The organism is Kroppenstedtia guangzhouensis (genome assembly GCF_014637345.1).
In the GTDB taxonomy this organism is placed as follows: Bacteria; Bacillota; Bacilli; order Thermoactinomycetales; family DSM-45169; genus Kroppenstedtia; species Kroppenstedtia guangzhouensis.
On record NZ_BMEX01000006.1, the window covers coordinates 38493 to 65290 of the forward strand.

Consider the following 26798-nt stretch of genomic DNA (forward strand, 5'->3'; position numbering starts at 1 on the left):
GCACCCCGTTTTTAATATAAAAAATATGCCCCTTTTCAGGAGCACTTCACCCTCTCAATCAGAGTCACTGATGATGATATGAACCGACTTGGCCGCCTGGATTGGTTGTCCGTTCAATGTAATTTCAATATGTTGCGGTGCACCGACGGTGATCCAGAGATCTGTCTTGGCACCCTGTTCCAATTTGAAGGGGTATTCTTCCCCGGAATTCAGGGTAAAATCTTTCAGGTAACTGTTCGCTTCTTTTTGATCCCGGATCTGTATCCAGCTGGAATTCTGGGCTTTAAACCGTAGTTCCACCGCATCCGGTTCACTCAATTTGTACTCGGTAAAACCGGCTCCCTGATTAACCGGAACCACCTGCGCCGATGAGGAAATGTTAGATGAGGAACTGTTATCTGTTGAGGCGACGTTGGTTCTCCCCCCTCCGGATGGCCGCTGTTTCTGTTGCGCCTGTTCCTCATTGGGCTTGTTTATACTGTTATAAGCCAGTACCGCCGCCAGTGGAATCAGTATAATCGCTGCAAATACCCCAATACGGGCCCCCCAAGTCTTCGGAAGCATGGCCGCCCATCTGCCCGCTCCTTTCCCCCGTGGCGAAATATCGATCGCTTTCCGCGCGGCGGTTCGAGATAACCGACCTTCCCCGTCTTCCGCCGGAGGCTGATAAGGAACGAGGGCACCGGCGGATCGTGAAGGCAAGCTGCCGGCAGGTTCAGGATACAGAACGGATTCAGATTCCTCGGGGTGGACTGATTCGGTCACTTCCCCGATGGAATTCACCGAAGTGTGACGCCCACTCCGTCTCATCGACTGGCGACTCTGATCCGTTGGAGAGGAGATCATCGGCTCCGAACGGGTCCGCCACTCTCCATAAGGGGATGAATCCTCATGATGAGATGGGATTCTGTTATCATGAGATCCCCCCGTAGCACCGGCAGGATGTCCGGTATACGTCCCAGTTAAGCCCCCCCGGTGCAGTCCGGAATGACGGAGTGCTGGCAGGCGGGTGGTTTCCGTTATTCGCCCATTCTGGTTTCTGCCGGAATGGGACCCAGGTGAGGTTCCACCACTCTGTGGTTCGACGGCTCCCCCCGTCATTCCTGAATCCGGAACTTTGGAAAGCGGCTCTGAGTGTCGGGTCCGGTAAGGGTCATATGTTGTTCTCTCCCGAGGGTCACTGCTTGGAGAAGGCGCCGGAAGGACTGCGCCGGGAGTATCCATCGGTTCGGTTTTCCGCCGATGGATCACCGTATGTTGGAGGTCCGGAGAATCTCCCCCCACAGGTGTCCAAGAGCCTGTCATCTGGTTGATGACACCAGTGGAATCCAATCCATTTCCCTGCTCAGTGTTGTCACTGTCCTGAATGGGACGATACTTCTTCAACAAATAAGTCGGTTCCAGGCCCACGATTTTGGCGTAAGCCCGGATATGAGACCGGACATAAAAAGGGCTCGAAATTTTGTCAAAGTCACCGCGTTCCAATGCCCTCAGACTCACGATGTCTATCTTGGTTTGGTCCCTGATCTCCTCCAGAGACAGACCGGCCTGCTCCCGGGCTTGTCTCAGCTGGTTTCCGATCTCCTCCCACACAGAGACCACCTCCCGCATTTTTTTAAATCCGCTTGATTAAGACTTCCACGGCGTACTGTTTACATCCTGTATAGATTGCGAGGTTATTACATGTAGGACTTTTGTGTTATCATTTAAGTCTGCTAGAGTATAAAGCAAATCACTTGGACATTCAAGTCAATCCCTGATGAGGAGGAACCGCCTTGAACTGGTTAAAACGCCTCGGTGCCAACATCTATTTCATCGTACTGATTGGACTCGCCCTGTTGTTGCTTATATTGGGGGGAGTAAAAATGTTTGGTTAGTGGGCGGATCCGGTTTCGGACCATGAAATGACCTGGGGGAAACGGACGTCACCGGACAATGACTCCCCGCCAGCCGAAAAGGTTGACTTCTATACTATAACACTTTGGATCGGACAAGGCACGAACACAAAAGAAGAACTGTTCATTGAGAGTAAAACAAAGCTTTCACATAAAACCTTCAGCCGATTAAGAATAGACAAAAACCCGGTTGACAATCAACCAGGTTCCTTAATACAGATGGGGGAAATCGATCCCCTCACCCTTTCACCCCCCGATGCCCGTGGATATCCTATTCGCCACGTGGCAACTTCTCCGGACCCAACTTTTTTCTGATCACCTGTACCATCCGGTTGGAATCATCCACCAACACGACTTTGGGTATCAACCGCTCCGCTTCTGTCTCCTCCATGAGTACAGTATTCAGAATAATCACCTTGTCACCGGGTCTGAACAGACGGGCCGGGGGACCGTTCAGACCAATAGTTCCTTCCTTCTCGGAAGGAATGGCGTAGGTTCTCCACGATGCGGCATTTTGAAGGCTGGTCACCTGTACCACCTCAAAAGGGTAAATTCCAGCCTTCTCCATCAAACGGGCGTCGATGGTGATGCTTCCCTCGTAATCAAGATCCGATTCCGTCACCGTCGCACGATGTATCTTTCCCGTGCACATCCAACGCAGCAACCCGCACCCTCCTTTAACCATTTTGATCTTTCCATCCTATGTGCTTCGCCCCCCATCGGTATGGGTCCAACCCAGGCTCACACAAAAAAACTCCCGGAAATCCGGGAGAAAAGAAAAGAATTAACGTACGCGGGTAGCTTTGACGAAGCCTTGATCCAACCAAGGAGTGCTCAATTTGTCGTAGCGGACACCGCCCGGCCCCCAAGTGTGAAGCACTTTTCCATTTCCGGCGTAGATGGCCACGTGACCGATTTGAGACTGGCCTCTAAGTTTGAAGAAGAGCAAATCCCCTTTTTGGATTTGGTTACGAGGAACCTCCACGCCGACCTTGGATTGGGATCTGGACGAACGGGGGAGGTTGACACCATTCTGTTTAAAAACATGTTGGGTGAAGGCGGAACAGTCAAACTTGCCGTCCCTTGCATAATTGGCCCCATATTTATACGGGGTTCCCATGTACTTTTCACCGGTGGCAATGATCTTGTCTCCAAAACTGTTGTTCTGTTCCGATTGGGAAGGCTTCTGCTCATCGGAAGAGTTTGACGGTTCGCTGGGTTGTGAAGGTTGCGGCTTCGATTCCGTCGGTTCTTCAGTTGTCTGTTTCGGCTCTTCTTTAACTGTTTTTCCGAAGTTATATTGGAGGCCCACTTGCTCGAAGATACTTTGAATCATGCTGTTATTTGCAGCCGCGGCGTGGGCTTGTCCGGCTGCAGGGGCTGTTGTCCCCACCAGAAGCAAGGCTGTCGACGTGAGCAACACTTTCTGAAAGATTTTAGGAGTTCGCATCATATCCTCCCTTTTATGATGGTTTTTTTCATGCTCACGGACATACTAACACAGGATCGGTACAATCCCAGTTGTAAGATTTTTGTAATTCACCATATCAAAAGACATCCATCCACTCGAACTTCCTCTGTATAAACCCCCAAAGTTCGAAACCGTCGGGATTTTCGAGGCCCTTACCGCTATGAATCCCGGCCACGAATTACCACCGAATACCTCTTGCACTATAAATATTCAAACAGAATCGAACCCTTATCAATGTGAGGAGCATACACGAACTAGTGAAAGAGTTTTTCGTTTGGTTGAGTTGAAATGGCCTGTTTTTTGCATTATAGTTTCGGGAAAAGGAGCTTACATATGCACCTTCAAAGAAGGTGTTTCTGTTCGGTGACGGTTCTGAGGAAATGTAAAGATGGACTCTATTCCCTTTTCATGAATCTTCTGTTTCCGGTCCGGACAAACACTGTTTTTACAAATTGATGCAAAGGAAAGAGGGGATACCGTGACACAACGTATCGATGGAGTGGGAGCCGCTCCGGGACTCGTTATTGGACAAGCAGTCCTGTGGCGCAAGGAACAACCGCGAGTGAAGTCCCGAAAGGTGGAAAATCCGAACCGGGAAGTCTCCCGTTTGGAGGAGGAGGTACTTCGGGCCAAAGAACAGCTCACTCGCCTGCGGGAATCGGCCCGGGAGCGGATGGGGGACGAGGAAGCAGCCATCTTCGACGCCCATCTGGCCTTTCTCGATGACCCGGCCTATGTCGGCGAAATGAAGAGCCGAATCCTCGACCGTCGGCAAAATGCGGAAGTCATCTGCCGTGATGTGACGGAAGAGATGTCGCAAATGTTGGCTTCCCTACCTGATGAATATATGCAGGCCCGAGCCGATGATATCCGGGATGTGGGGCACCGGCTCCTTCTTCTGTTATCCGGTCAGAAACCCTTTGACCCTTCTCTGATTCAACCGGGGAGCGTGGTCATCGCCGATGAGCTGGCTCCATCGGATACGGCTCAATTCCCACCGGGGATTGCCGCCATGGTGACCGCCCGGGGAAGCAAAACCGCCCACGCGGCCATCATGGCCCGAACTCTCGGGATTCCCGCTGTTCTCGGTCTGGGGGAAGATTTGAAACGGATTCGGGAGGGGGAAACAATAATCGTCGACGGCGAAAATGGAAGCATCACCCTGCACCCCGACCCTGACACCTTGGACCAATCCCGGGAGCGAATCCGCCGGAAGCGGGAACTTTGGGAATCCGCCCTGAAAAAAGCGGACCAAAAGGCCGTCACCAGCGATGGAAGGAGAATCCAGGTCTTTGCCAATATCGGGAGCCCGCAAGATGTGGATGCCGCTCTGAAAAACGGTGCCGAAGGCATCGGACTTTTCCGGACTGAATTTCTGTATCTTGAAAATGACCATTGGCCGACAGAAGAGGAACAATTCCAAGCCTATCGACAGGTGCTGGAATCCTTCGGGGATCGTCCGGTGGTGATCCGCACTCTGGATATCGGCGGGGACAAAGATCTGCCCTATGCCGATCTGCCCAAGGAAGAGAATCCCTTTTTAGGGCACCGGGCCATTCGCTACTGTCTCTCCCACCCGGAGATTTTCAAGACCCAGCTCCGCGCCCTCCTGCGTGCAGGGGTTCACGGCAACCTTTGGATTATGTTCCCCATGGTGGGGAATCTTTCCGAGATCCAACAGGCAAAGAGTCTGCTGGAGGAAGCACGGAAAGAATTGGAAAATCAGGGTTTACACATCGCCCGCAACCCGAAGACGGGAATCATGGTCGAAGTGCCTGGGGCCGCTGTCATCGCCGATGTTCTGGCCAAAGAGGTCGATTTCATGAGTATTGGCACCAATGACTTGACTCAATACACCCTTGCCGCCGATCGCGGAAATGAACGGGTAGCCTCTCTGTATGACGCCGCCCACCCCTCCGTCCTCCGCCTTGTTCGCCAAACCTGCGACGCAGCCCGTCGGGAAGGAATCCTAGTCGGCATGTGCGGAGAGTTGGCCGGCGACCCTCGGATGACAGAAGTCTTGGTCGGACTCGGTTTGGATGAACTTTCCATGAGTGCCGGCACCATCCCTGAAGTGAAGGAAAGAATCCGTCGGGTCCAAACGGATGAAGCCCGCAAACTGGCGGACGAGGTCCTGGTTCAGTCCACGCCGGAGAAGGTTCGCTACCTGGCGGAAAAATCCCGATAATCCCCCGTCCACAGCAGGTTTTTCTCTTCACGATGGCGCAAAACAACAAAGGGGAGAAAACCGGGGGGGATTTGCGACAAACCGCTTCGGTCCAAAGATATCTTTCGGCTACCCAGACACCTCAGGATAAACGAAACGCCTCCTTCCGGAGGCGTTTGAGTTTCAAATCAGATCACCTTTTGAACAGCCTGGACCGGCAGATCGGGTTGGGTCACCTCAATCGGCCCGTCACCGCGTCGCATCACCTTTTCGAAGGCATGCGTCGGTTTCAGCACATCCATCATGTAGCGAATCGCAACCATCGGATCCACTTCATGACCACAGGTGTAACAATCCAGTGCGGCAAACCCTTTTTCCGGGTATGTGTGAATGGAAAGATGACTCTCTGACAGAAGCACGAGAACTGTGGCTCCCTGCGGCTCGAAGGCCTGAGTCTGTGATGACAGCACCGTGGCGCCGCATTTCTCCGCAGCCACTTTCATATACTTCTCCAGCAGACGGGCATCGTTGAGCAGATCAAAATCGACACCCCAAGCATCCATCGCTACATGACGTCCGAAAGTGGAATATTCCATTTTTTCGGCCCCCTTCCTAGGAAATATGGTGTTCAGCCAATATTCCGCTAGGATCTGCTCATTCACCACGGGGGAAGGTTAGTCCATAGAGGTCCCAACCCTTTCAGTGAATCTTGGATCCTTCTAGCGCAATTTCACAAGACTCAACTTATCACACTTTCCGATGGGGTGCAATCATTTTTTACCGGTAAGTTTCACAGGAAAACAAAAAAACCGCCACCTCAGTGGCGGGCGGTTCACATCCCCATAATATTGTATCCGGAGTCCACATGGATCACTTCCCCGGTGATTCCCCGGGCCATATGGCTGGCCAAAAACAAGGCGGTATCTCCCACTTCGGAGGCATCGATCCCCCGGCGCAACGGAGAGCGTTCTTCCACTACGTGAAGCATCGAGTTGAAGTTCTTGACCCCTTTGGCGGCCAAAGTGCGAAGCGGGCCCGCTGAAATGGCATTGACCCGGATGTTGTACTGTCCCAGATCGTAAGCCAAGTATTTCATGCTGGTTTCCAGAGCCGCTTTGGCAACACCCATCACATTGTAGTTGGGGATGACACGCTCGGCGCCCATGTAGGTCATAGTGATGATGCTCCCGCCTTCTTTCATCAGCGGTCGTGCCGCATTGGCCGTGGTCACCAGAGAATAAGCACTGATATCTTGGGCCAGGGCATATCCGTCCCGGGAGGTCTCCACATAGGATACCTCCAGATCCTCTTTCTTGGCAAATGCAATGGCGTGAACCATGGCATCCAGCCGGTCCCAGCTCTGACCGATGGTATCAAAAGCGTGACGGATATCTTCGTCAGAGGTGACATCACAAGGGACACACAAAGCACCCGGCATCTCCTTGTCCACCAGACTCTTTACCTTCTTCTCCAACCGCTCACCCTGATAGGTGAATGCCAGCTCCGCTCCCTGTTCATGGAGCGCCTTGGCAATCGCCCAGGCGATGCTCCGCTGGTTGGCCACCCCCATGATGAGTGCCCGTTTTCCTTCCATCAGTTTCATCAGGTGTTCCCCTTTCATATGTATGCTTTCGGCTTGGCCCAACAGAGATTAGTACCAGCTACTAAATTCAGTTTCAGCGTATCGGAAAAAATAAGGAATGTCAATGTCCCCCCCTCTCCCCTCACACACTTCACCCAAGGCTGTTACTCCCCGCCGGTCGGGATCGGATTTTCCGCTACGTGCGTTGCTCTGACGAGCCAAAGGTACTCCGCGGACACCCCAACCTCCCTCCGATTGACTTTTTCACAACGCTTCTAGTACTGCTTTGAGTGTTGATGAATTTTACTCAAGAAAATGTCGAATATTGCCCCAAGTCAATTGAAAACAGACGGTGATTCTGCATTTGAAGCTCGCTCCACACCCACAATACAGACTATGTTCGACATCGATTGACACTCTTTACGTAAGGCTCAAGGTAGTACTAGGCTGCACATCGGAAGTTAGTTTCCTTTCATTCCATTCCTTAAAGGTTAAAATCTGAACGTATGCATTGATCATCGAAGCTCAAACGGCTTGAGCCGTGCTTCGCCCCGATTTTCCCTCCCTCTTACAACCGACATTTGATATCATGCCGTCCATTGCAAGCGGGAGTAATTTTATATAGTGAGTTTCCAAAATAGATTGCACCATGTAACAATATTTTATTATAATACTTTCAACATCTAGGCCCCGACCTAGGATTTGTAATTAATAAAAAATTTGGATAATTATTCATCATGGTCTCCCCAAGGGTCCATCTTCAAAGTATCAACGGGAAAATGAGAGGGAATTTTCAGCCAACGGAGAGGGCCCATGCTGCGGGAGAAGCCGTGAGGCTCCATTTTCGGCTGATAAATCGCAAAAATATGAAAGCAGGTGGAAAGAGTTGGACGGCGGACTGATCAGATTGAAAGAGGTTCTCACCGGGTTAAAACCATCAGAACGAAAAGTGGCCGAATATATCCTGGCCCAACCGGAACAGGTGGTACAGCTGTCCGTGCACAAACTGGCGGAGTTAAGCGGAGTTTCGGAAGCTACCGTGATCCGTTTGACCCGTTCCCTCAGCATGGGCGGGTACCAGGAGCTGAAGCTTCGCATCGCCGGGGATTTGACGAAAAAAAGCCTTTCCGACAGTTATCAGGAGATCCGAATGGGCGACACGGTGGAATCGATCATCACCGCCGTCAGCAATAACAATCAGAAATCGATTCACGATACGATTTCTCTCCTTTCCGCCGAGGAAGTAAAGCGGGCCGCCGAGGTGATGTCAACAGCGAGGAAGATCGATATCTATGGTGTGGGAGCATCGGCGGTAAGCGCCTATGATCTAAAGCAAAAGCTTTCACGGATCAATTGGTGGTGTGAAGTTTATTGCGACTTTCATGCACAGCTCACTTCAGCTGTCAATCTGGCAGAAGGGGATGTAGCTTTCGGAATTTCATACTCGGGGGAAACCGAAGATATTATTCAATCGCTGACCGAGGCAAAACGGCAGGGTGCAACCCTCATCAGCCTGACCAAATTCGGAAAATCCCCCGTTTCCGATTGTGCCGATATCCGTCTGTTCACCAGCTCCGTGGAACAAAACATCCGCAGCGGTGCGATGGCCTCCCGCATTGCTCAGCTGAATGTGATCGACGTCCTGTTCGTCACGATTGTCAGCCAATTGCACGAGGAGATCATTCCCCGTCTGGAAAAAACCCGTCTGGCTGTCAGCAGGACGAAAAGGGTATAACTTGAATCACCGGGAAAATCTTTTGATGAGGAAAGGATGGATTACATGGTCAACCCTCTGAGTGAACTGACGACAGAGATGAAACTGAGCGGTACACAGAATCTGGATCAGTTGCCCACAGTGGAAATCCTTCGGCTGATGAATGCAGAAGATCAAAAGGTAGCCACCGCCGTCAAAAAAACACTGGGTCCGATCGCAGAGGCCGTTGACCTCATCCACTCCGCCATGGAAAAGGGCGGCAGGCTCTTTTACTTCGGTGCGGGCACCAGCGGCCGTCTGGGAATTTTGGATGCAGCGGAATGCCCCCCACCTTTGGAACCGATCCCCATTTGGTTCAGGGCGTGATTGCCGGAGGACCCTCCGCAATGGTGAAAGCGGTGGAAGGAGCGGAAGACAGCGCCGAACTGGGGTGGAAAGACATCAAGAAATACGGTGTTTCGGCGGCGGACGCAGTTGTCGGGCTGGCGGCGAGGCCGTACTCCCTATGTCCTGGGAGCATTGGAAGCGGCGAAAAAGCTCGGTGCGGCCACCGTCTCCCTCTCCTGCAATCCAAAACCAAAAATTGACCAATACGCAGATGTGTCCATACGGATCCTCACCGGCCCGGAGGTAATCAGCGGATCCACCCGCCTGAAAGCGGCCACCGCACAAAAAATGGTTTTGAACATGCTGACCACCGTCACTATGATCAAACTGGGCAAGGTTTACGGAAATCTGATGGTCAACGTGCAAGCAACCAACCATAAATTGCGGGAACGGGTGAAACGGATTGTGATGGAAGTGACCGGGATCAGCTATGAAGAGGCAGAGGTTTTGACCAAGCGGGCCGGCGGTGATGCCCGCATCGCGATCCTGATGCAGATAACCGGTGTCAGTGCGGAAGAAGCCCATCGCTTGATGGAACAGGCCGGGGGGGAAAATCCGCAATGTGATCGAGGAGATTAAAGACCGTTAATCCCCGTCATGCATGCAAAAAACCTCTCCAGCACAAACAGGAGAGGTTTTCCTCTTTCAATCCAAGGATGACCCGACCTGGGAAAGAGCCTCCTGATCTGCGATCAGTGTCACATCCCTATGGGAGCGGAGGATGGAGGCAGGAAGAGCCGGGGTAATCTCAGCTTCCGTCAGCAGACGCCGGATCACCGGGGCTTTCTTCGCCCCGGAGGCGAGGAGCAAAATGCTCCGGCTCCTGAAGATTGTCGCCAGTCCCATCGTGATCGCGTGGGTGGGTACTTGTTTCGGATCTTCAAAATGGATTTGATTGGCTTGCCGGGTGGACTCGGTGAGTCGCACCACCTGGGTCTCACTGGAGAATGGCGTTCCCGGTTCATTGAACCCGATATGACCGTTCACCCCGATTCCCAACACTTGCAGGTCAATTCCCCCGGTCTTCCGGATCATCTCCTCGTAACCGCGGCACTCCGCCTCCGGTTCCCCTGCCATCCCATCGGGAAGATGAGTCCGTTCCCGGGAAATATCGAGATGTCGAAACAGGTGCTGTTCCATGTAAGCGTGATAGCTGTGAGGATTATCCGCAGCCAGACCCACATACTCATCCAGGTTGAACGTGGTCACCCGGCGATAGGAGGTTCCCTTTTCCTGATGGTCACGGACTAATTCCCGATAAGTCCCCTCAGGAGTGCTCCCCGTCGCCAACCCCAGCACTGAAGCAGGATGTTGACGGACAGCCGCGATGATCCTCCGGGCCGCCTCCCGGCTCAACTCCTCATAATCGGAAACAGCCACCACCCGGATCCCGGATTTGGATATCATATCGATTTCCCCTTCCTCTAACCGTCTGGAATCTTGCCCATCCATTCATTCCATTTTAATCAACCCTTCGACGATCGTAAATCCCCCCGTGGATGCACCACCTCCATAAAGTGCGCATATCGCCGGACTGGTCGAAAAACGCATACTGAGGATATAAATGGTGACGACGGAGAGGTTCCCCCCCACCTTTAAATATTCTGTCGCCTTAACATAAAAAAGCCAGGAAATCCCGGCTTATAATTGAAACTCATTAATTAAATTCGCTCTTTTCTACATCTTTCCCCTTAAAATAACCTAAATCACTCCCAAGGTGATACAATTTTCTTGTGGACGACACCAACCATTTCTTTTTTTTCTCATCATACGTTAATGTTAGTACCATTTCTTCAAAACGTTCCCTCAATGGATTATCCTTATCGATACCCAAATCGCTTTGGTTGGTTTTGTCATGGAACTCAACCGGTATTTTCACCGTGTACAGTCCCTCTTCTTTTGTGAATTCAAGATGTCCGAAATCGATTCGGGTTCCCAGAGCCTTTCCTTTCAGCGGATCCTTAAAACTCCACTCTTTCGTCTCCTCAATCTCTTCCGTGTACTCTTTAACAACATTGTCACCTGCCACTGTAAAGACGGAAGGATTCAGTTTGACTTGGGCTAAGATGCGTTCTTTGGCAAAGGCATTGATCGTATCGATCAGATTTTGTTTTCCTTTTTTATCAGCAAAGGGCATCGGTGTGACATCTATGGATTCGGTATTCTCAGTTACCTCTTTTACCGGACTTTTCGATCGACCCCAAGGGAACTCTTTTTCTCCGTAAATTTTGATGGATCCATCCCCAGATACCGGTCCAAACTTTTGCAGATCCTCAACTTTCCCCACCTTTTTCTTTCCTACGAATACCTGAGTATCCGAAAAGCTGGATTCAATCTCGATTTTTTTCCCCGACAAGTTCAGTGATACTTCCGTTTCTCTATGTTCGCCTCCATCCATAAATAAATCTGCAACTTTTTTGTTCGTCACCTTTGCATAAGGAAATTTCTTCGATCCGGTAAAGTGATATTTTCCTGGCATCAAGGGTCCGATTCTCTTTTTCAATCTCTTTTTAGTGCTTTTGAAAACTTCCTCTCCGTCCATCATGATGATGGCATCAGGCTCATTGCTCGATATGGTAATGTAATAGGGGCGAACTCCAATCTTGTACGAATCGGAGAAAAATCCCTCCTCCTTCTTCAAATAGAAAGAACCCATATTTTTAATGTCAGATAGGGAAATCCCATCAGTTCCATAAAGAGGGTTTTCGGTTGACATCTCTGATTTTGGATCATGAATGCTCTTTTGCGCATCCAACTGCCACATTTGCTGTTTGAAATAACCGGGACTATTTTGGCATAAATCGATAAACTGCTGTAGTTTTTGTTCATCGAGCTCCATCTCTTCATCGTCGAGAGAAATTAGATCTTCCAATTCGTCAATATCGTCTTGTCTTACAGCATTGGAAAAATCCTGAATGACCTGATCAGGATCATCTTTGGAGATCGCACTGATGCTGACCATGATCACAATCAGAACAATGACCAATCCCGAAAGAACAATGGGTTTATTGCGTCCAACGAAAGCTTGTATCTTTTTGTATGCCATTTTTTTGCTGTCATTCACTTTACTCATTACAAACCTCCTGAGCTGTCAATACCCGATTCCAAACCTTCTGCCCCTTCCCTCAACCGACATGGAGGACAGAGTTAAAGGATTCAAGAATCCCATTCGCTCCCTAAATCAGAGTGGCTATAAGAGTTAAAAAAGTTCTATCTGCCATCGTCTTATTTATAGTCAATTGACAACAGAAACGAGAATCTAAACTCCTCCTGTTCAATGATGGCTATACCTTCAATCAGACTTTTGATACGGATTCCCCTGTTTTTGCACCTTCTGATTATAATATGTTTTCTACTATATGAAAATAGGAATATTGTTATATCAATTCCAATCCAAAGAGGAAGTATCTCACCTTTATGTTGGTCATGCAACTGCGTCAAAGTAATAAGTGAATTATATTTCTCGCTCCTTACTTGCAGTTCTCCTCCCCGAAATTTCAGACTAAAATAGATTTATGATTTGTAATGAAGGAACCGGAATTAAAAAACCGTAGTTTCGTCTGGAATCTCTTGATCAAGAAGAGATAAAATCAAAATCACAAATAAATGGGAGAGAATATTATGTTTCAACGCTTCCTGACTGTCTTCTTCGCTGCTCTTCTTATCTTTACCGGATGTTCAGAGACAGCAGATCAAAAACCGATTGATCCATCAAAGCCAGCCGTTGAACTAAATCAAAAGGATTACGATATCGTGCTGGAGTTTCCCGCCGAACGATACCCTGAAACCGCTGCTCATATCCAGGATGCCATCAAGAAAGGACATTCCGATATCTGCACGATTGACAGAGATCGGGCGGAAGAAAATCGGGAGAAATCGCTGAAAGGAATCCCGACCAAAGAGGGCTTTGATCGGGATGAATGGCCGATGGCCTTCTGTCGCGAGGGAGGAAAGGGAGCCCACGTCTCATACATAGATCCTTCGGACAACCGGGGCGCCGGCGCTTGGGTGAGTCGCGAAGTGAATGGGTACAAAGACGGAACCCGGGTCAAGTTCGTAGTCAAGGCCGAAGGGAAGGTCCCGGAAGAAGCAGTACCGTTAAAAGGTGAACAATCTGAGGAGGCGGATGAGGAAACCTTTGAAGATAAGAACTGCTCCGACTTCAAGACACAGAAAGAAGCGAAGGAATATCTATTACCCGGAGATCCTCACCGTCTCGACCCGGACCAGGATGGGATCCCATGTGAACATCTACCGGCCCGTTAGGAATGCCGCTTATTGGAAACTTTCAGGGACCTCTCCTTTATCTGATCAAAAATCATTTCGATCTCAATATTGCTTTGCAGGAATCCGGTCGGGGGATGAAGAATCTATCAAAGAACGTATGTTCCATCTCTTTAGGTGAAAGGGTGACCTTGATGTCGAGTGTGTCCGTCATGCGTGATTTGTTGTTGGAAGAGCTTAAGACCGGACTTCGAACCACCGGGAATCTGCTGGACAAGGTGGAACCGGATCAGTGGTCCCACCAACCCCAGGAGAACATGATGTCCTTGTTGGAACTGGCCCGTCATTTGGCCCAGATTCCGCTGATCGATTTGGCTATCCTGCAGGAAAAAGAAGAAGCGGAAGTGAAAAATCTGGAGGAGGAAACCGCTTATGAAACGGCAAAGGAACTGACTGCCTTGATGGAACGGGGGTTTATGGAACTCAAGGGGTATATGGAAGCACTGTCGGATGAAGATTTTCTCCATAAAGAGACCCGCCCCTTTTATGCTGACCGTGCTTTGACCCAGGCCAAGTGGCTGACGGAAATTGTCACTCACGTATTCCACCACCGAGCCCAGCTGTTCAACTATCTGAAGCAGTTAGGACATCCGGTCAATATGTTTGATTTGTATTAGGGCTCGGTAATTCAGAGACGATGTAAAGGAGTGGGAGAGCCTGTGTGACCGGCGGAGATCCTTTGTACCGCTTCTGCTCCCCGGTCTTGCTGTGCGCTTTTTGCAAGAGATCGGAGACGGTCACACAGGCCCGCCTCCCCTGGCAACGGATTTAACAGACACACCCTGATCTAGAATGGAAATCCCAATCATGAAACAGAAGTTTGATCAAGCCTGGTACATCATGCAGTGCTGTTGAACAGAAAAATCCCCCCTGCCAACTCATGGCGTCTCTTTTCTCCCCAAAATGTCCAGATGCATCCGGTATTCCACCCCGCCCAACACAGCACTGGCCAAAAGGGCTACCGGGAAACGGACATGGGATCCGGGAAACAGGAACTGACTGCTCCAGATGACAGCGACCATAAATGAACCGCCGGCGAGGGTGGACAGCAAGTTTCCCAGCAGGGGTAACACCCATCGGTCAGCAAAGTGGCCCACTGCGGCCAAAAAGAAGGCAACCCCCACCGGGGCCAGGGCGGTGGAGTAGTCCATCCCATCCAGCAACAGGTGGAAGCCGTGGAGGACGGTCATATAGATCACCATTTTGAGAAGAAAGTTCATGCTCCATCCCTCCTCCTTTTAATATGCCTTTCGCTCCCACGGAAAACCGGAGAGAATCGAAAACCCTCCCTTCCCCGCTCGGAAACGGGGAGGGAGGGTTTCGTTTTCCTATATACATGATGATGCCCCCAAACAACGAGGCCATCACCAGCCTGCCTTTGGATGCCTCTTCAGAAAGACTTCCGGAAACAGCAACATAGGGGTCTCCTTTTGCAATGAATTCAATTCTTCCGTGACAATCAGAATGGAAAAGAAGCCATAAGCCCGTTCATCCATGAGCAATCGTCCCCCGTGATCCTTGGCGAAGGCGAGGGCCCGTTCCGTTCCATCCTTCAATCGGAAACAGAAGATATAGGCGTCTTCCCGCCGATCGTACAACCAGACCCACTGCGCCCCGCGAAAAGGAAGACGGACCTCTTCCTCCCACTCCGGCACATGGAGCATCAGCACCTCCTTCCCGGTCAACTCAGCCCAGCTGCCATCTTCGGGAATCGCCGCTTCCGTAACCCGGGGCACATACCGTTCAGCCATGTCTTTCCCCTCTTTCCTCCTGCTTTCTGTCTGTTTGCTTCAACAGATGAAGCAGCAATGGTGTAATCCCGGTCAAGTCCCATACCGGGCGCTTGGCGGCAAACCGGGATGCTGCATCCACCCCTGCACCCACCACCAGTGTGGGAACTGGATGAGAGGTGTGTGACTTGATGCGCAAATCCTCGCTGTTTCCATGGTCACTGACTAACACCACTGTATCCTCTTCCCGTAAGCCGAGCAGTACTTCACCGAGAAACCGGTCGTACTCCCGGATCAAGCGACCGGCCCATCCGGGATCCTGACGGTGCCCCGCCAGGTCGGTCAGGAAGAACTCATGAACCACCACGTCATAGTCCGTGCCAAGCCCCAGCAAGTGGCAGGCGGCCAATTTGGGCTCGATCACGGGCACCTCCGGATTTCTGTCAACCAGGGAGCGTCGGGTCAGGTCATGGTGAACTGCACGGCCCTTCAACAACTGATCCAACATCCGCAAAGGCTGACCCGAACTCAGGATCGTGGCGGTGGAAACGGAGACCCATCCCCTGCGGGTGGTGGGAAGTTCAAAGTACTCCCGGGTATAGCTGTTGGCAAATGTGGCCTTCCATCCGCCGGCCTCCACCTGATGGTACAGGTTATCCTGTTCCACCCATTCCCGCAATCTTCGAAAAGGTAATCCGCGCTGATGCTCCCCCATCGCTTTCGGTGCATTGCGGCCGGTAAAAATCGTCGCCTGTCCTGTCGCGCTTTGAGGCAAACCTTCCACTCCAAGTTTGGCATCCGTTGACAGGAGGAGACAGTTCTTCGAGTGGCGCCCCACAGCTTCCCGGGTCAGGGAAGTCCCACCCAACCTTTTCTCCAGATGGGGAGTGGGCTCCCTGTACCAAGGATTCCAGTCCTCACATTCCCCGAGTCCCACCCCGTCGATAAACAACAAAAAGACTGACATCCCGCCCCTCCTCCCCGAACAGGTCACATCCCTTCCATTGTAACACAGGAAACAGACCCCGGCCTTTGATATAATACCTGTGTATCCTCAGGATCACGCCGAGGAGGGACAGTCTATGATTCCATACAGTAAAATGAGCCGGGAGGAATTAGAGGAAGAGATCCGGCAACTGGTAGAGGAGGAAAGCCGGGCCCGTCGTTCCGCAATGCCAGGTGAGGAGGCTGTGATCCGGCAAAAGATCAACTTTGCCAAGTCCTACCTTACCAATCCGAATACCATCCAGCCCGGAAAACGATTTGCAGTCGAAGGGGAATCCCGCCTGTTTGAGGTGGAGTATCTGAGAGGTGTGATGGCATGGGGTCGATGGCAAGATGAACAAGTCCTCTCCGCCCTTCCCATCGGCATTTTAATACCAGCTCCCCCATCATGATTGATATTGTGCAGGAGGTAGAACGATGTCAGACTGGAGCTTGACCGACGCTTACGGTGAGCAGAAAAGCGAGATCATTTCGCTGGAACTGGAATCCCGGTTGTACGAACACCTGTTGCAAGATTCGGAGTTCACCTCACAGATTCAGGGACTTCGCAAGGAAACTTTTCACCGATTGGGAGTCTATCTCCCTTCGATCCGGATCCGGAACCTTTCCTCCATGGATCCCGGCTCTTATATGATCCGAGTCCGCGGCAGGCGCATCGCCGAAGGGGTTCTGAAACCTCCCCTCCGGTTTTCCGATCAACGCCGGGGGGAAGGGGACACTCCGGCACTCCATCCTCTGCAGCGGACCGAAGGCTGGTGGACGGAGGAGGATGGAGAGACTTGTGCCGAAATCATCATCCACCATGTCCGATCCGCTCTGAACCGGCGTCCGGAAGATCTGGTCACCTTCGATTGGGTGACACGCTGGCTGAAGCAAGCCCAATCCCACAACCCGGACCTCGTGAAGGAATTGGAGTCCCGCCGTCTGACCCCCGGCCTGCTATGGTCGGTGATGAAACTGTTGGCAAAAGAGCGGATTCCTTTCTCCCCCTTTGAAGAGCTGTTGGAAATTATCTTGGAATATTACCTCACCCATCCCCACGAAGGATACACTCCCCCGGAGTGGCACCAACCCCATCCAGCAGAGATCGCCAAATATGTGGCTTCCAAAAACAAGGACCGCCGCCGTCGCACCGCCAAACAGGAAGGCAAAGTCATCGGCTTTTCAAAATAACAGCTTCCCATCCCAGAGGGAAGCTTTTGTTTTATCGTGTAATGAAACATCTGCGTCCCATCATGAAAAAAAACGCATCCAGCCAAAGGGTTGCGGTTTTTGTGCGGTTAAAATCTTCGCTTTTGGATCAGAACAGGGTATAGACACCGGGGCCGGTCAGGGCGAGCCCGACAGCGACGGCGATGATGGCTAGGTTATACTCGATTCCACCTGAGGAGGCCCAGTATCCGTTTTTAACATGAACCTTAATCATGGCCACCAACATAGTCACCGCAATCAAAGCACAAGCGACCGGCATCCAAATCCCTGCGACCCACAGAAGACCGCCGACAAACTCCCCCAGTCCGGCCAGCAGAGCCATCACCACGCCGGGACGGATTCCAATGGATTCAAAAAATTGACCGGTTCCTTTCAACCCGTGTCCTCCGAACCACCCGAACAGTTTTTGCGCACCATGGGCGGCCATCGACAAGCCAAATACCAGACGAATAACAAGAAGTCCTTCATCCATGAAGCCATGCTCCTCTCAATTATAAATAGTTAGTTACTATATAAATGTAAATCACTTACCTTTTGTATGTAATATAAAACAATCACTTACCCATGTCAAGTGAGTATGGTAAAATAGGGTTGGGAGTGGTCCAAATGTCAAGTCAAGAACATCCCTGCACACCGAAACTGTGTCCCAAGTTTGAGTTTGCTTTTGCACTCCTGGGCAAACGTTGGACCGGACTCATTATCCGGGTTTTGCTGGACGGCCCCAAACGTTTCAAAGAGATCTCCGCGATGATCCCCGGTATGAGCGACAAGATGCTGACAGAGCGGTTCAAAGAATTGGAAGCCGCCGGGGTGCTGACGCGAAACATCTTTCCGGAGACCCCAGTCCGCATCGAATATGCTCTGACCGAAAAAGGAAAAGCATTAAAACCCGTGATGGACGAGGTTCAAACCTGGGCGGAGGAATGGTTTGACCAGGAGGACCTTGCCACAAATAAATAGAAGCCCGCTTAGCTCAAAGAAGCGGGCTCTTTCCTTTGATGGGGGATGTTGCCGTGGGTAAATTCTTTTCGTTCTGGATTCTGTGGATTCTGACCGGAAATCCCTTCATGGCCTTGTTGATCCTGCTCGTCATCGTCTATTTTCTGGACAGGCGCTTTGTTGGGTTGTTTCCCAGTGTCACCCGTCCTTTCCGACGAAACAACCAACTTCGGAAATTGAGGCATTCTCTGCAACTCAATCCTCATAACACATCGGACAAACGGGAGCTGGCCCGCCTGCTTATGGAAAAAAAGCGATTCCGGCAGGCACTTCCTTATCTGGAGGAGGTGTTGAAGGTGATCCCGGAATCGGCGGAGATCCGTGCAGAGATCGGGCTGTGCCACCTGAAGCTGGGGGATTTGGAGCAGGGAGAGCGGATGATGCTCGACGCTCTGGAACTGGATCCCCGGGTTCATTACGGAGAGCCCCATCTTCGCTTGGGAGAAGCCTTCAGATCTTCAGATCAAAAAAAATCCCTTCATCATCTGGAAAAGTTTCAAGAGATCCAATCCTCTTCCAGTGAAGCACACTACCGACTCGGCCGCTTGTATGCACAGATGGACCGTCGACAAGAAAGCAAAGAGGCTTTTCGCGAGGCGATCGCAATCTATCACTCGCTCCCTAAATACAAAAAACGGACGGAGCGACCCTGGGCTCTTCGCTCCCGCTTCCGCCTGATGATGTAGAAGCGTTGTGACTTACTTCTTTCGGGGTTTGGTTTTTACTTCCGCGCAAAAGTTCTGACGAATCAAAGACGCTCCATGACCTCCTATGACTCCCCTCCCGACTTTTTCACAACATTTTCAGTCTCCCTCCCTTCAAAGGAGGGGTTTTTTTGAAAAAACAGTGGAATCATGCTTATCCAGTGAAGATTTCGACCATACTGGAGGACAGGAGGTGTGATGTCGGATGTATTACGTCGTCATGGATTCGGAGAAATATCCCCTGTCCATCCTGCATGAAGACCAATACTTTGAGTGGTACAATCCGATGAAAAAAGATCATCGGGTGGAGTTTCGGGGATCGATGAACCAATGCTATTCCTATATCCAAAGAAAACAGATGGAAAAATCGCCCCTCATTTGACAGAATATTTTCTCGGCCCATTGGAATAAAAAAGGCCACGGTCATTGAGCCGTGGCCTTTTTTCACTTGGCTTCCCTTGCCCTCCGCTTTTTGCGAATCGGGGGGAGCAATTTATCTTTACGGACGGTCCGTTCCGGTTTCCAGGTGGAGGGATCATTTTCGTCAAATTGTTCCAGAAACTTGATCACTTCCCGGGTGATCGGTGTCGGGGTGGAAGCCCCGGCAGTCACTCCGACATAGCTTTTTCCTTTCAACCATTCGATGTCGATCTCTGTCACTTCGTTCACCCGATGAGCCTCCACACCGGCCACTTCCCTCGCCACCTGAGCCAGACGGCGGGAGTTGTTGCTCCTAGGATCGCCGACCACGATCACCATATCTGTCTTTTTGGCCTGTTCAGCCACCGCTTCCTGCCGCTCTTGAGTGGCCAGACAGATTTCATTGACAATCTCGGCTCGAGGATACTTTTCCTTGATTTTTTTCATCAAATGACGGGTATCCCACTGACTCATGGTCGTCTGATTGGTGACCAGCACTTTTTCGGAAGAAAGCTGAAGATGTTCCACATCTTCCTCCGATTCCACCAAGTGGACATGATCCGGGGCCACTCCCATCGCCCCTTCTGGTTCGGGGTGCCCTTTTTTTCCGATATAGGCGATTTCGTAGCCTTCCGCCACCTTTTCCCGGATCAGATCATGGGTACGGGTGACATCCGGACAGGTGGCATCCACCACAGTGAGCCCTTTTTCCCGGGCCCGTTGACGGACTTCGGGAGATACACCGTGGGCAGTGAAGATCACCGTCCCCCGATCCACTTTTTCCAACAACTCCAGCCGGTTTTCCCCGTCCAAAGTGATAACCCCATCCTCCTCAAACGCTTCCACCACATGACGGTTATGGACAATCATACCCAAAATGTATATGGGACGGGGAAGGTCCAGGTTTTTGGCTGCTTCGCGGGCCAGAACCATGGCATCCACCACCCCATAACAATAACCACGGGGGGTAATTCGCAACACGTCCACTCCAACATCCCTCCCAAGCCCGGTCGGGCCGGACAAAACATTCCCTGCTATTATATCGCACTTCCCTGGATCTGACCAAGATGACCGGGAACAGAGAGGAAATATAGGCACTTTTCCTCGGTACAGGTGCCCGACATCCCACATAGGATACAGTGTATCCGCCATCAAAGTGAAGGAGTGAGATCAACCGATGGGTGAAAAGAAACACGAACTCCCCAAGAAACCGGTGGCACCTCTACCCAAAATACCGAAATATATTCCAAAACCGCCGAAATTGCCCAAGATACCAGAATATATTCCAAAAATGCCGGAATACATCCACCACATCCCAAGGCACGTCCCGCAGATGCCAGTCCATCATATGCCTGTGATGGTTGACCCCTGCAGTATGGATCCGTATATGATGTACCATCACATGAAGATGTGTCACCGGATGGAACGAAAAATGATGAAGCATTACATGAAACACTGCGGCTACCACCGGATCCATGAGTCCTCCAGCAGTTCTTCCAGCAGCAGCTCTTCTTCCAGCTCCCATATGCACTTCGACAGCAGTCATGGATTTCACCATTGGTATGGATGAGCTGAAACCGAACCGTTTACCTCCCCGAGGGGAGGTCATTTTTTTTTGTTTTTGCCCCGTTCACGTATGTAAAGAACCATCAACACCATGCAAATCACAATCATAAACAGCAGAAGTACATTAAACAATTCCGTGTTTGACAATCGGAGGACCTCCCCTCCAGGTGGTCTGATCATCAAAACATATACTACAATCCGGGAGGATTGTACAGGAAAAAGCCCCTTTCCATGGCAGATGAAGGAAACGGGGCTTGGAGGGATCAAGATCTTTCCACCGTCGCAATTGGGCGTGCCTTCCCTTTTTTTCGGATACTGCGCGTCAGTTCCGCTGTCATCTCCCAATAATGAAAAGGAGTGATCAGATAGATCCCGTTGAACAATGAAACGGCTTCATCCAACAACTCTCCGGCCAGCTTCACACCGGTTTTCCTGCCTTCAGGTCCTTTCAAACCCCGCATTTGCTCCATCACTGTTTCCGGAATTTTGACACCGGGAAGTTCATTATGAAGGAAAAGAGCATTGCGATGACCGGTGAGAGGCATCACACCGATAAAGATCGGGATCGGGATGTGCCGGGTAGTTTCATGGACAAGCTGCAAAGTCTCTACATCATAAACCGGTTGGGTCATAACGAAATCGGCTCCGGCCTCCACTTTTTTCTCCAAGCGGCGGATGGCTGCCTCAATCCGGGAAACATGGGGGTTAAAAGCGGCTCCGACCACAAACCGTCCCTGTTGCCGCAAAGGTTTTCCCGAGAAAGAGATTCCCTCGTTCAATCGCTTCACCATCCGGATCAGATCAAAGGAGTTGATATCATAGATGGAGCTGGCCCCGGGGAGATCGCCGATCCGGGTGGGATCCCCCGTCACCACCAAAATTTGATCAATGTCCAGTGCATGAAGTCCCATCAGATGGGACTGCTGGCCCAGCAGGTTTCGGTCCCGGCAGGTAATGTGCACCAACGGTTCCACCCTCAATCGGCTTTTCAGGATGGAGGCGAGAGCCATGTTGCTCATGCGGGGGGTGGCCATTGAATTGTCAGCGAGAGTGATCGCATCGGCACCCGCCCTATGCAACGCCTCCGCCCCCTGGAGAAAGCCTTGAATGTCCAAGTCCTTCGGTGGATCAAACTCCACGATCACCGTGGTTCCCCGACGGACCTGTTCCACCACTGTGGGTCGGGAGCGCACTTCCAAGGGAAGAGCAACCACTTCCTCCTCCGGGAGCTTCGGATTCACCCGTGGGGCCGGAGGCAGTCCATGCAAGGCTTCCGCCACCTTACGGATGTGTTCCGGAGTGGTTCCACAACATCCCCCGATCAAATGGACCCCCTGTTCCCGCAAGACTTTTGCCCGGTTTCCGAAATACTCCGGCGTGGACTCGTATTGATATTCCCCGTCGCTCCCCCCCAAACGGCCGGCGTTGGGAAAGGCGGTCAGGATGAGCCCGTCGGGAACCACCGTTTTCTCCAGGGCTCGTTCCATTTGCAGAGGGCCGACGCGGCAATTGAGCCCCACTCCGTCCACCCCCTGCTTTTGCAGTTCGGCAAAAGCTTTCGTCAATGTATGTCCGTCCCTGGTTCTTCCCACCTCCAACATAGTGAGCTGAGCCAGGATGGGAAGGTCAGTGAGGGGGCGGATCACTTCCAAAGCCAGCAGCAACTCCTCCAGATCAAAAAACGTCTCCAGGATGATGCCGTCCACACCTCCGTAGAGAAGAGCAGTGGCTTGCTCCTCATAAAGATCCCGATATTCCGCCGGCGACCAGCGGGACACACGGCCGGCATTGATGGAGCCGACGGCACCCGCCACATAAGCTTTCCCTTCTGCCGCACGCCGGGCGATGGCGACGGATTCCCGGTTGATCCGGCTCACCTTTCCTTCCAGGCTGTAACGGGAGAGACGCTCCCGATTGGCCCCGTAAGTGTTGGTCTCGATCAATCGGGCCCCCGCCTCCACATACTGCCGGTGCACCTCTTCAATCCAGTCGGGGCGGGACAGGGAGAGCTCCTCCGCCGTCATTCCAACGGGAATCCCTTGTTGGTACAGATAAGTGGACATCGCCCCATCCCCTACCAACAGGGAATCCCTTAGGAGAGCCCTCAGATCCGGATGGTGAGTCATTGCCTCTCCTCCTCTCACACTGCATTGAAATATCTCGCTTCGGGATGGGAAAAAACCATGGCGGAGACCGATGCCTCCGGTTCCATCATAAAACCCTCGGTCAACTTCACCCCGATCCGCTCCGGCCGGATCAAGCGAAACAGTTTGGCCTGATCTTCCAAATCGGGACAGGCCGGATAGCCAAAAGAGACCCGGATCCCTTGATAACGGGCGGAAAACCGCTCCCTCATCGTCATCTCCGGCGGATCAGGAAAGCCCCAAGCATCCCGCATCATATGGTGCAGTCGCTCAGCGAATGCCTCCGCCAGTTCCAAGGCCAAAGCCTGCAACATATGGGAGTGCAAATAGTCCCCGCTCTGCTTCCACGCTTCCGCCCGCTCCCGAATCCCAAAGCCGGCGGTCACTGTCAGAAAGCCCACCGTGTCCACCACCCCCGAATCCTTCGGCCGCAAAAAGTCGGCCAAACACAGGTAAGGGGCCTTGCTCTGCCGGGGAAAGGTGAAGGTCTCCAACACTTTTTCCCCCGGAAATTCCGGGTCGTAGATCTGGATGGTTTCCCCCTGGGATTGAGCCGGAAAAAACCGATAAATCCCGTCGGCACGGAGTTCCCCCGCCTCTCTCAATTGGGCGATCATTTCGTCCAGTTCCCGTTTCAATTGTATCGCTCTGGGATCTTCCTCCATCAGGAGCTTCTCCACATTTCCTTTCAGCCCCAGATGTTTGCCGAACAACATCTGCTTGTTGATGTAAGGTTCCAAGTGGCTGATGGGATAGTTCCGCAGGATGTGAAGACGATAATCCGGCGGGGGATATACCGGCGCCTCCCGGTTTACCGTGGAGACGCGGACCCGGGTGACCACCTTGCCCCCAACCTCCTCCCGGGTCGATATCTCGGACCTTTGGCTCCGTGCTTTCTCCCGGTTCCGTTTCACCTCTTCCACCAGCTGCCTCCGTTTTTCATCATCCCTGAGTCGATTGGCCAATTCCAATCCATTCATGGCATCCTTGGCGTAAAGAACCAGTCCGTCGTATTGGGGGGCGATCCGCTGATCAGTGAATTTCCTCGTTAAAGCCGCCCCGCCCACCAGGACGGGCAGATCCAAGTCGGCAGCTTTCATGTCTTGGGCGGTCAGTACCATCTGTTGGGCGGATTTGACCAACAGTCCCGACAACCCCACCATATCCGGTTTTTCCCGGCGGCAAGCTTCAATCAGTTGCTCCGGGGGCACTTTGATTCCCAGATTGATCACTTCAAAACCGTTGTTGGATAAAATGATCTCCACCAAGTTCTTCCCGATATCGTGAACATCCCCTTTCACCGTGGCCAACAAGATCTTTCCCTTGCTCTCCTGACTCGTTTTTTCCATGTGGGGCTCCAAAAAAGAGACTGATGCTTTCATCACTTCAGCGCTTTGGAGCACTTCCGCCACGATCAACTGGTTGTCATTGAACAGGCGGCCTACCTCGTCCATTCCCTTCATCAGGGGACCGTTGATAATTTCCAAGGGTTTGTGCTTTTGCAACGCCTCTTCCAAATCGGGGATCAGGCCGTCCTTGCTCCCCTCAACCACATAGCGGGCCAACCGTTCTTCCAAGGGAAGACTCTGCACCGCTTTTTTCTCTGTCGGTTTTTTGTCCCGGTAAAAAGCGGCAAATTCCGCCAGGACGTCATCATAATTTTCTTCGCCCGTTCGGAAAAGGAACTTCTCCGCCTGTGTTCTCTCCGCTTCGGAAATCGAAGCGTAGCGCTCCAGCCTCTCCGTATTGACGATGGCGTAGTCCAATCCTGCCCGGGTGCAATGATACAGACAGACTGCGTTCAGCACTTCCCGACCCGCGGGCGGCAAACCGAAGGAAACATTGGATATCCCGAGAATGGTGCTGCATTCCGGCATCGCTTCCTTGATCCTCCGGATTCCTTCCACGGTTTCCCCGGCAGATCCGATATAGGTTCTGTCCCCGGTCCCCACGGGGAAGATCAAGGGATCGAAAATGATATCCTCCGGCGGGATCCGGTAATGGTTTACCAACAGGTCATAGGAACGCTTGGCCACAGCCAGCTTTTGCTCAGCCTGGACAGCCATTCCCTTTTCATCGATGGTGCCCACGACCACGGCGGCTCCGTAACGGTGAATCAGGGGAGTCACTTCCCGGAAACGGTCTTCTCCGTTTTCCAGATTGATGGAGTTGATGATCGCTTTTCCCTGGGAATATCTCAATGCTCTCTCGATCACCTCAGGATCCGTGGAATCGATCATCAGGGGTACCTTCACTTTGTTGACGACAAACTGGAGGAACCGTTCCATATCCTCCAGCTCATCCCGATCCGGATCCGCCAGACAGATATCGATCACCTGGGCACCCCCCTTCACCTGGCGCCGGGCGATTCCAGAGGCTTCCTCATACTGCCCTTCCCGGATCATGTTGCGAAACTTGCGGGAGCCGATCACATTGGTCCGCTCACCAACCAGAATCGGTCGGTTATCCGCCTCCGGGTAGAGAGGTTCAATCCCGGATACAGCCGGAAAACGGGAAGAATTGGATCGACGGGGCTCCTTGTCTGCCAGCGCTTCGGCGATGGCCCTGATATGTTCCGGCGTCGTCCCGCAACACCCTCCGGCAACATTGAGCCACCCCTGATCGGCAAATCCGGCCAATTTTTGAGCCAAACCTCGGGGTGTTTCATGATAGCGCCCTTCCTCGTCGGGAAGTCCCGCATTGGGGTAACAACTCACCCCGCAATGGGCCAACCCGGAGAGTGTCCGCAGGTGATCCCGCATGAATTCCGGCCCGGTGGCGCAGTTCAGCCCCACAGTCAGAGGATTCAAGTGTTGAATGGACAGATAGAAAGCTTCCACGTTTTGCCCTGCCAGCATCGTTCCCATAGGCTCAATGGTGCCGGAGATCATCAGGGGCACTTTCCTTCCCAATTCATCAAAGGCGTGCTGAATCCCGATCCCCGCCGCCTTCACATTGAGCGTGTCCTGGGAAGTCTCCAGCAGGAGAAGATCGACTCCTCCCCGGATCAGGCCCCGAGCCTGTTCCCGGTAGGATTCCATCAATTGATCGAAGGTGACCCCCCCGGTGACGGAGAGAGTCTTGGTTGTAGGACCGAGGGCTCCCGCAACATAACGGGGATACTCCGGCGTGCTGTACCGTGTGACCGCTTCCACCGCCAGCTCAGCCGCCTTTCGGTTGATCTCCTCCGCCCGCTCTTCCAGACCATACTCCACCAACACCACTCGGGTCGCCCCAAAGGTATTGGTCTCAATCACATCCGCTTTGGCCTCCAGATACTCTTCATGAATAGCCCGGATCAGATCGGGTCGGGTAATGTTGAGGTATTCGTTGCATCCGTCAAACTCTTCTCCCCCAAAATCCTCCGCTGTCAAACCCGCCGCTTGCAATTGAGTACCCATCGCCCCATCAAGAACCAGTATTTTCTCCTCCAACCTCTGTCGGATCGGCTTCTTTCCCCTCGTGCAAGTCATCGCATCCCCACCCCTCTCCCTAAAAATAAAAGACCTCTCATCTCC

At 52.0% G+C, this 26798-nt stretch carries 23 protein-coding genes and 3 pseudogenes; 12 read left to right on the forward strand and 14 right to left on the reverse strand.

Annotated features, from left to right (window positions below):
• Positions 1-54: 54 nt before the first annotated feature.
• The 3 genes from IEV46_RS10275 to IEV46_RS10285 form a co-directional block, all read right to left on the reverse strand.
• Complete coding sequence (locus IEV46_RS10275; RefSeq protein WP_188432488.1) at positions 55-1593, reverse strand: helix-turn-helix domain-containing protein; 1539 nt, start codon at positions 1591-1593, stop codon at positions 55-57.
• A 573-nt stretch (positions 1594-2166) separates the two neighbouring features.
• Entirely contained in the window at positions 2167-2559 is a 393-nt protein-coding gene (gene panD, locus IEV46_RS10280) for an aspartate 1-decarboxylase (RefSeq protein ID WP_188432489.1), read from the reverse strand.
• 120 nt (positions 2560-2679) lie between these two features.
• On the reverse strand, positions 2680-3345 hold the full coding sequence (locus IEV46_RS10285) for a C40 family peptidase (RefSeq protein WP_229736031.1): 666 nt from the start codon (positions 3343-3345) through the stop codon (positions 2680-2682).
• Between the two features lie 499 nt (positions 3346-3844).
• Between IEV46_RS10285 and ptsP the strand changes: the two genes are divergently transcribed.
• Positions 3845-5554, forward strand: a complete 1710-nt coding sequence (ptsP, locus tag IEV46_RS10290; RefSeq protein WP_188432490.1) for a phosphoenolpyruvate--protein phosphotransferase — start codon at positions 3845-3847, stop codon at positions 5552-5554.
• Between the two features lie 167 nt (positions 5555-5721).
• Here ptsP and speD read toward each other — a convergent pair whose 3' ends face one another.
• Complete coding sequence (gene speD / locus IEV46_RS10295) at positions 5722-6129, reverse strand: adenosylmethionine decarboxylase (protein WP_188432491.1); 408 nt, start codon at positions 6127-6129, stop codon at positions 5722-5724.
• Between the two features lie 236 nt (positions 6130-6365).
• Positions 6366-7136 carry an enoyl-ACP reductase FabI gene (gene fabI / locus IEV46_RS10300; RefSeq protein ID WP_188432492.1) on the reverse strand — a complete coding sequence of 257 codons (771 nt, stop codon included), beginning with the start codon at positions 7134-7136 and terminating at the stop codon, positions 6366-6368.
• A gap of 865 nt (positions 7137-8001) precedes the next feature.
• On the opposite strand from fabI, the gene IEV46_RS10305 reads away from it, so the two are divergent.
• Both IEV46_RS10305 and murQ read left to right on the forward strand, forming a co-directional pair.
• Positions 8002-8850 carry a MurR/RpiR family transcriptional regulator gene (locus IEV46_RS10305; protein WP_188432493.1) on the forward strand — a complete coding sequence of 283 codons (849 nt, stop codon included), beginning with the start codon at positions 8002-8004 and terminating at the stop codon, positions 8848-8850.
• Positions 8851-8895: 45 nt separating this feature from the next.
• A pseudogene (gene murQ, locus IEV46_RS10310) lies at positions 8896-9795 on the forward strand (N-acetylmuramic acid 6-phosphate etherase).
• A gap of 66 nt (positions 9796-9861) precedes the next feature.
• Here the strand turns inward: murQ and nagB are convergent.
• Together nagB and IEV46_RS10320 are read right to left on the reverse strand one after the other, a co-directional pair.
• Complete coding sequence (gene nagB, locus IEV46_RS10315; protein ID WP_188432494.1) at positions 9862-10623, reverse strand: glucosamine-6-phosphate deaminase; 762 nt, start codon at positions 10621-10623, stop codon at positions 9862-9864.
• A gap of 250 nt (positions 10624-10873) precedes the next feature.
• The gene (locus tag IEV46_RS10320) at positions 10874-12289 is read right to left on the reverse strand and encodes a YvbJ-related protein (RefSeq protein ID WP_188432495.1); all 1416 of its coding nucleotides are present in this window, start codon (positions 12287-12289) and stop codon (positions 10874-10876) included.
• Positions 12290-12837: 548 nt separating this feature from the next.
• Here IEV46_RS10320 and IEV46_RS18100 point away from each other — a divergent pair.
• The 3 genes and pseudogenes from IEV46_RS18100 to IEV46_RS10330 all read left to right on the forward strand — a co-directional run.
• Positions 12838-13281 (forward strand): annotated as a pseudogene (locus IEV46_RS18100) (NucA/NucB deoxyribonuclease domain-containing protein); the annotation flags it as partial.
• A 93-nt stretch (positions 13282-13374) separates the two neighbouring features.
• Positions 13375-13482, forward strand: a pseudogene (locus IEV46_RS18105) (excalibur calcium-binding domain-containing protein); the annotation flags it as partial.
• A gap of 152 nt (positions 13483-13634) precedes the next feature.
• Positions 13635-14117, forward strand: a complete 483-nt coding sequence (locus tag IEV46_RS10330) for a DinB family protein (RefSeq protein ID WP_188432497.1) — start codon at positions 13635-13637, stop codon at positions 14115-14117.
• Positions 14118-14378: 261 nt separating this feature from the next.
• Here the strand turns inward: IEV46_RS10330 and IEV46_RS10335 are convergent, their stop codons facing one another.
• From IEV46_RS10335 to IEV46_RS10345, 3 genes are all read right to left on the reverse strand, one after another.
• Positions 14379-14720, reverse strand: a complete 342-nt coding sequence (locus tag IEV46_RS10335) for a hypothetical protein (protein ID WP_188432498.1) — start codon at positions 14718-14720, stop codon at positions 14379-14381.
• Between the two features lie 144 nt (positions 14721-14864).
• The gene (locus tag IEV46_RS10340) at positions 14865-15251 is read right to left on the reverse strand and encodes a hypothetical protein (protein ID WP_188432499.1); all 387 of its coding nucleotides are present in this window, start codon (positions 15249-15251) and stop codon (positions 14865-14867) included.
• Positions 15244-16197: an alkaline phosphatase family protein gene (locus tag IEV46_RS10345; RefSeq protein WP_188432500.1), complete on the reverse strand. Its 954-nt coding sequence runs from the start codon at positions 16195-16197 to the stop codon at positions 15244-15246. The genes IEV46_RS10340 and IEV46_RS10345 overlap by 8 nt, the downstream gene beginning before the upstream one ends.
• A 115-nt stretch (positions 16198-16312) precedes the next feature.
• Between IEV46_RS10345 and IEV46_RS10350 the strand changes: the two genes are divergently transcribed.
• Positions 16313-16627 carry a DUF1811 family protein gene (locus IEV46_RS10350; protein ID WP_188432501.1) on the forward strand — a complete coding sequence of 105 codons (315 nt, stop codon included), beginning with the start codon at positions 16313-16315 and terminating at the stop codon, positions 16625-16627.
• 25 nt (positions 16628-16652) lie between these two features.
• Positions 16653-17408: an FHIPEP family type III secretion protein gene (locus tag IEV46_RS10355; RefSeq protein ID WP_188432502.1), complete on the forward strand. Its 756-nt coding sequence runs from the start codon at positions 16653-16655 to the stop codon at positions 17406-17408.
• Between the two features lie 127 nt (positions 17409-17535).
• Here IEV46_RS10355 and IEV46_RS10360 read toward each other — a convergent pair whose 3' ends face one another.
• The gene (locus tag IEV46_RS10360) at positions 17536-17919 is read right to left on the reverse strand and encodes a DoxX family protein (RefSeq protein WP_188432503.1); all 384 of its coding nucleotides are present in this window, start codon (positions 17917-17919) and stop codon (positions 17536-17538) included.
• 134 nt (positions 17920-18053) lie between these two features.
• Here IEV46_RS10360 and IEV46_RS10365 point away from each other — a divergent pair, with 134 nt between their 5' ends.
• The 3 genes from IEV46_RS10365 (at position 18054) to IEV46_RS10375 (ending at position 19532) form a co-directional block, all read left to right on the forward strand.
• On the forward strand, positions 18054-18407 hold the full coding sequence (locus IEV46_RS10365) for a winged helix-turn-helix transcriptional regulator (protein WP_188432504.1): 354 nt from the start codon (positions 18054-18056) through the stop codon (positions 18405-18407).
• Between the two features lie 53 nt (positions 18408-18460).
• Entirely contained in the window at positions 18461-19132 is a 672-nt protein-coding gene (locus tag IEV46_RS10370) for a tetratricopeptide repeat protein (protein WP_188432505.1), read from the forward strand.
• 223 nt (positions 19133-19355) lie between these two features.
• On the forward strand, positions 19356-19532 hold the full coding sequence (locus tag IEV46_RS10375) for a hypothetical protein (RefSeq protein ID WP_188432506.1): 177 nt from the start codon (positions 19356-19358) through the stop codon (positions 19530-19532).
• A 62-nt stretch (positions 19533-19594) separates the two neighbouring features.
• Here the strand turns inward: IEV46_RS10375 and IEV46_RS10380 are convergent, their stop codons facing one another.
• A complete protein-coding gene (locus IEV46_RS10380; protein ID WP_188432507.1) occupies positions 19595-20557 on the reverse strand; it encodes a 4-hydroxy-3-methylbut-2-enyl diphosphate reductase in 963 nt (320 codons plus the stop codon).
• A 433-nt stretch (positions 20558-20990) separates the two neighbouring features.
• Here IEV46_RS10380 and IEV46_RS10385 point away from each other — a divergent pair, with 433 nt between their 5' ends.
• The gene (locus IEV46_RS10385) at positions 20991-21140 is read left to right on the forward strand and encodes a hypothetical protein (protein WP_188432508.1); all 150 of its coding nucleotides are present in this window, start codon (positions 20991-20993) and stop codon (positions 21138-21140) included.
• 259 nt (positions 21141-21399) lie between these two features.
• Here IEV46_RS10385 and IEV46_RS10390 read toward each other — a convergent pair whose 3' ends face one another.
• Positions 21400-23262: a bifunctional homocysteine S-methyltransferase/methylenetetrahydrofolate reductase gene (locus IEV46_RS10390; protein ID WP_188432509.1), complete on the reverse strand. Its 1863-nt coding sequence runs from the start codon at positions 23260-23262 to the stop codon at positions 21400-21402.
• 14 nt (positions 23263-23276) lie between these two features.
• Positions 23277-26753, reverse strand: a complete 3477-nt coding sequence (gene metH / locus IEV46_RS10395; RefSeq protein WP_188432510.1) for a methionine synthase — start codon at positions 26751-26753, stop codon at positions 23277-23279.
• Positions 26754-26798: the final 45 nt, after the last annotated feature.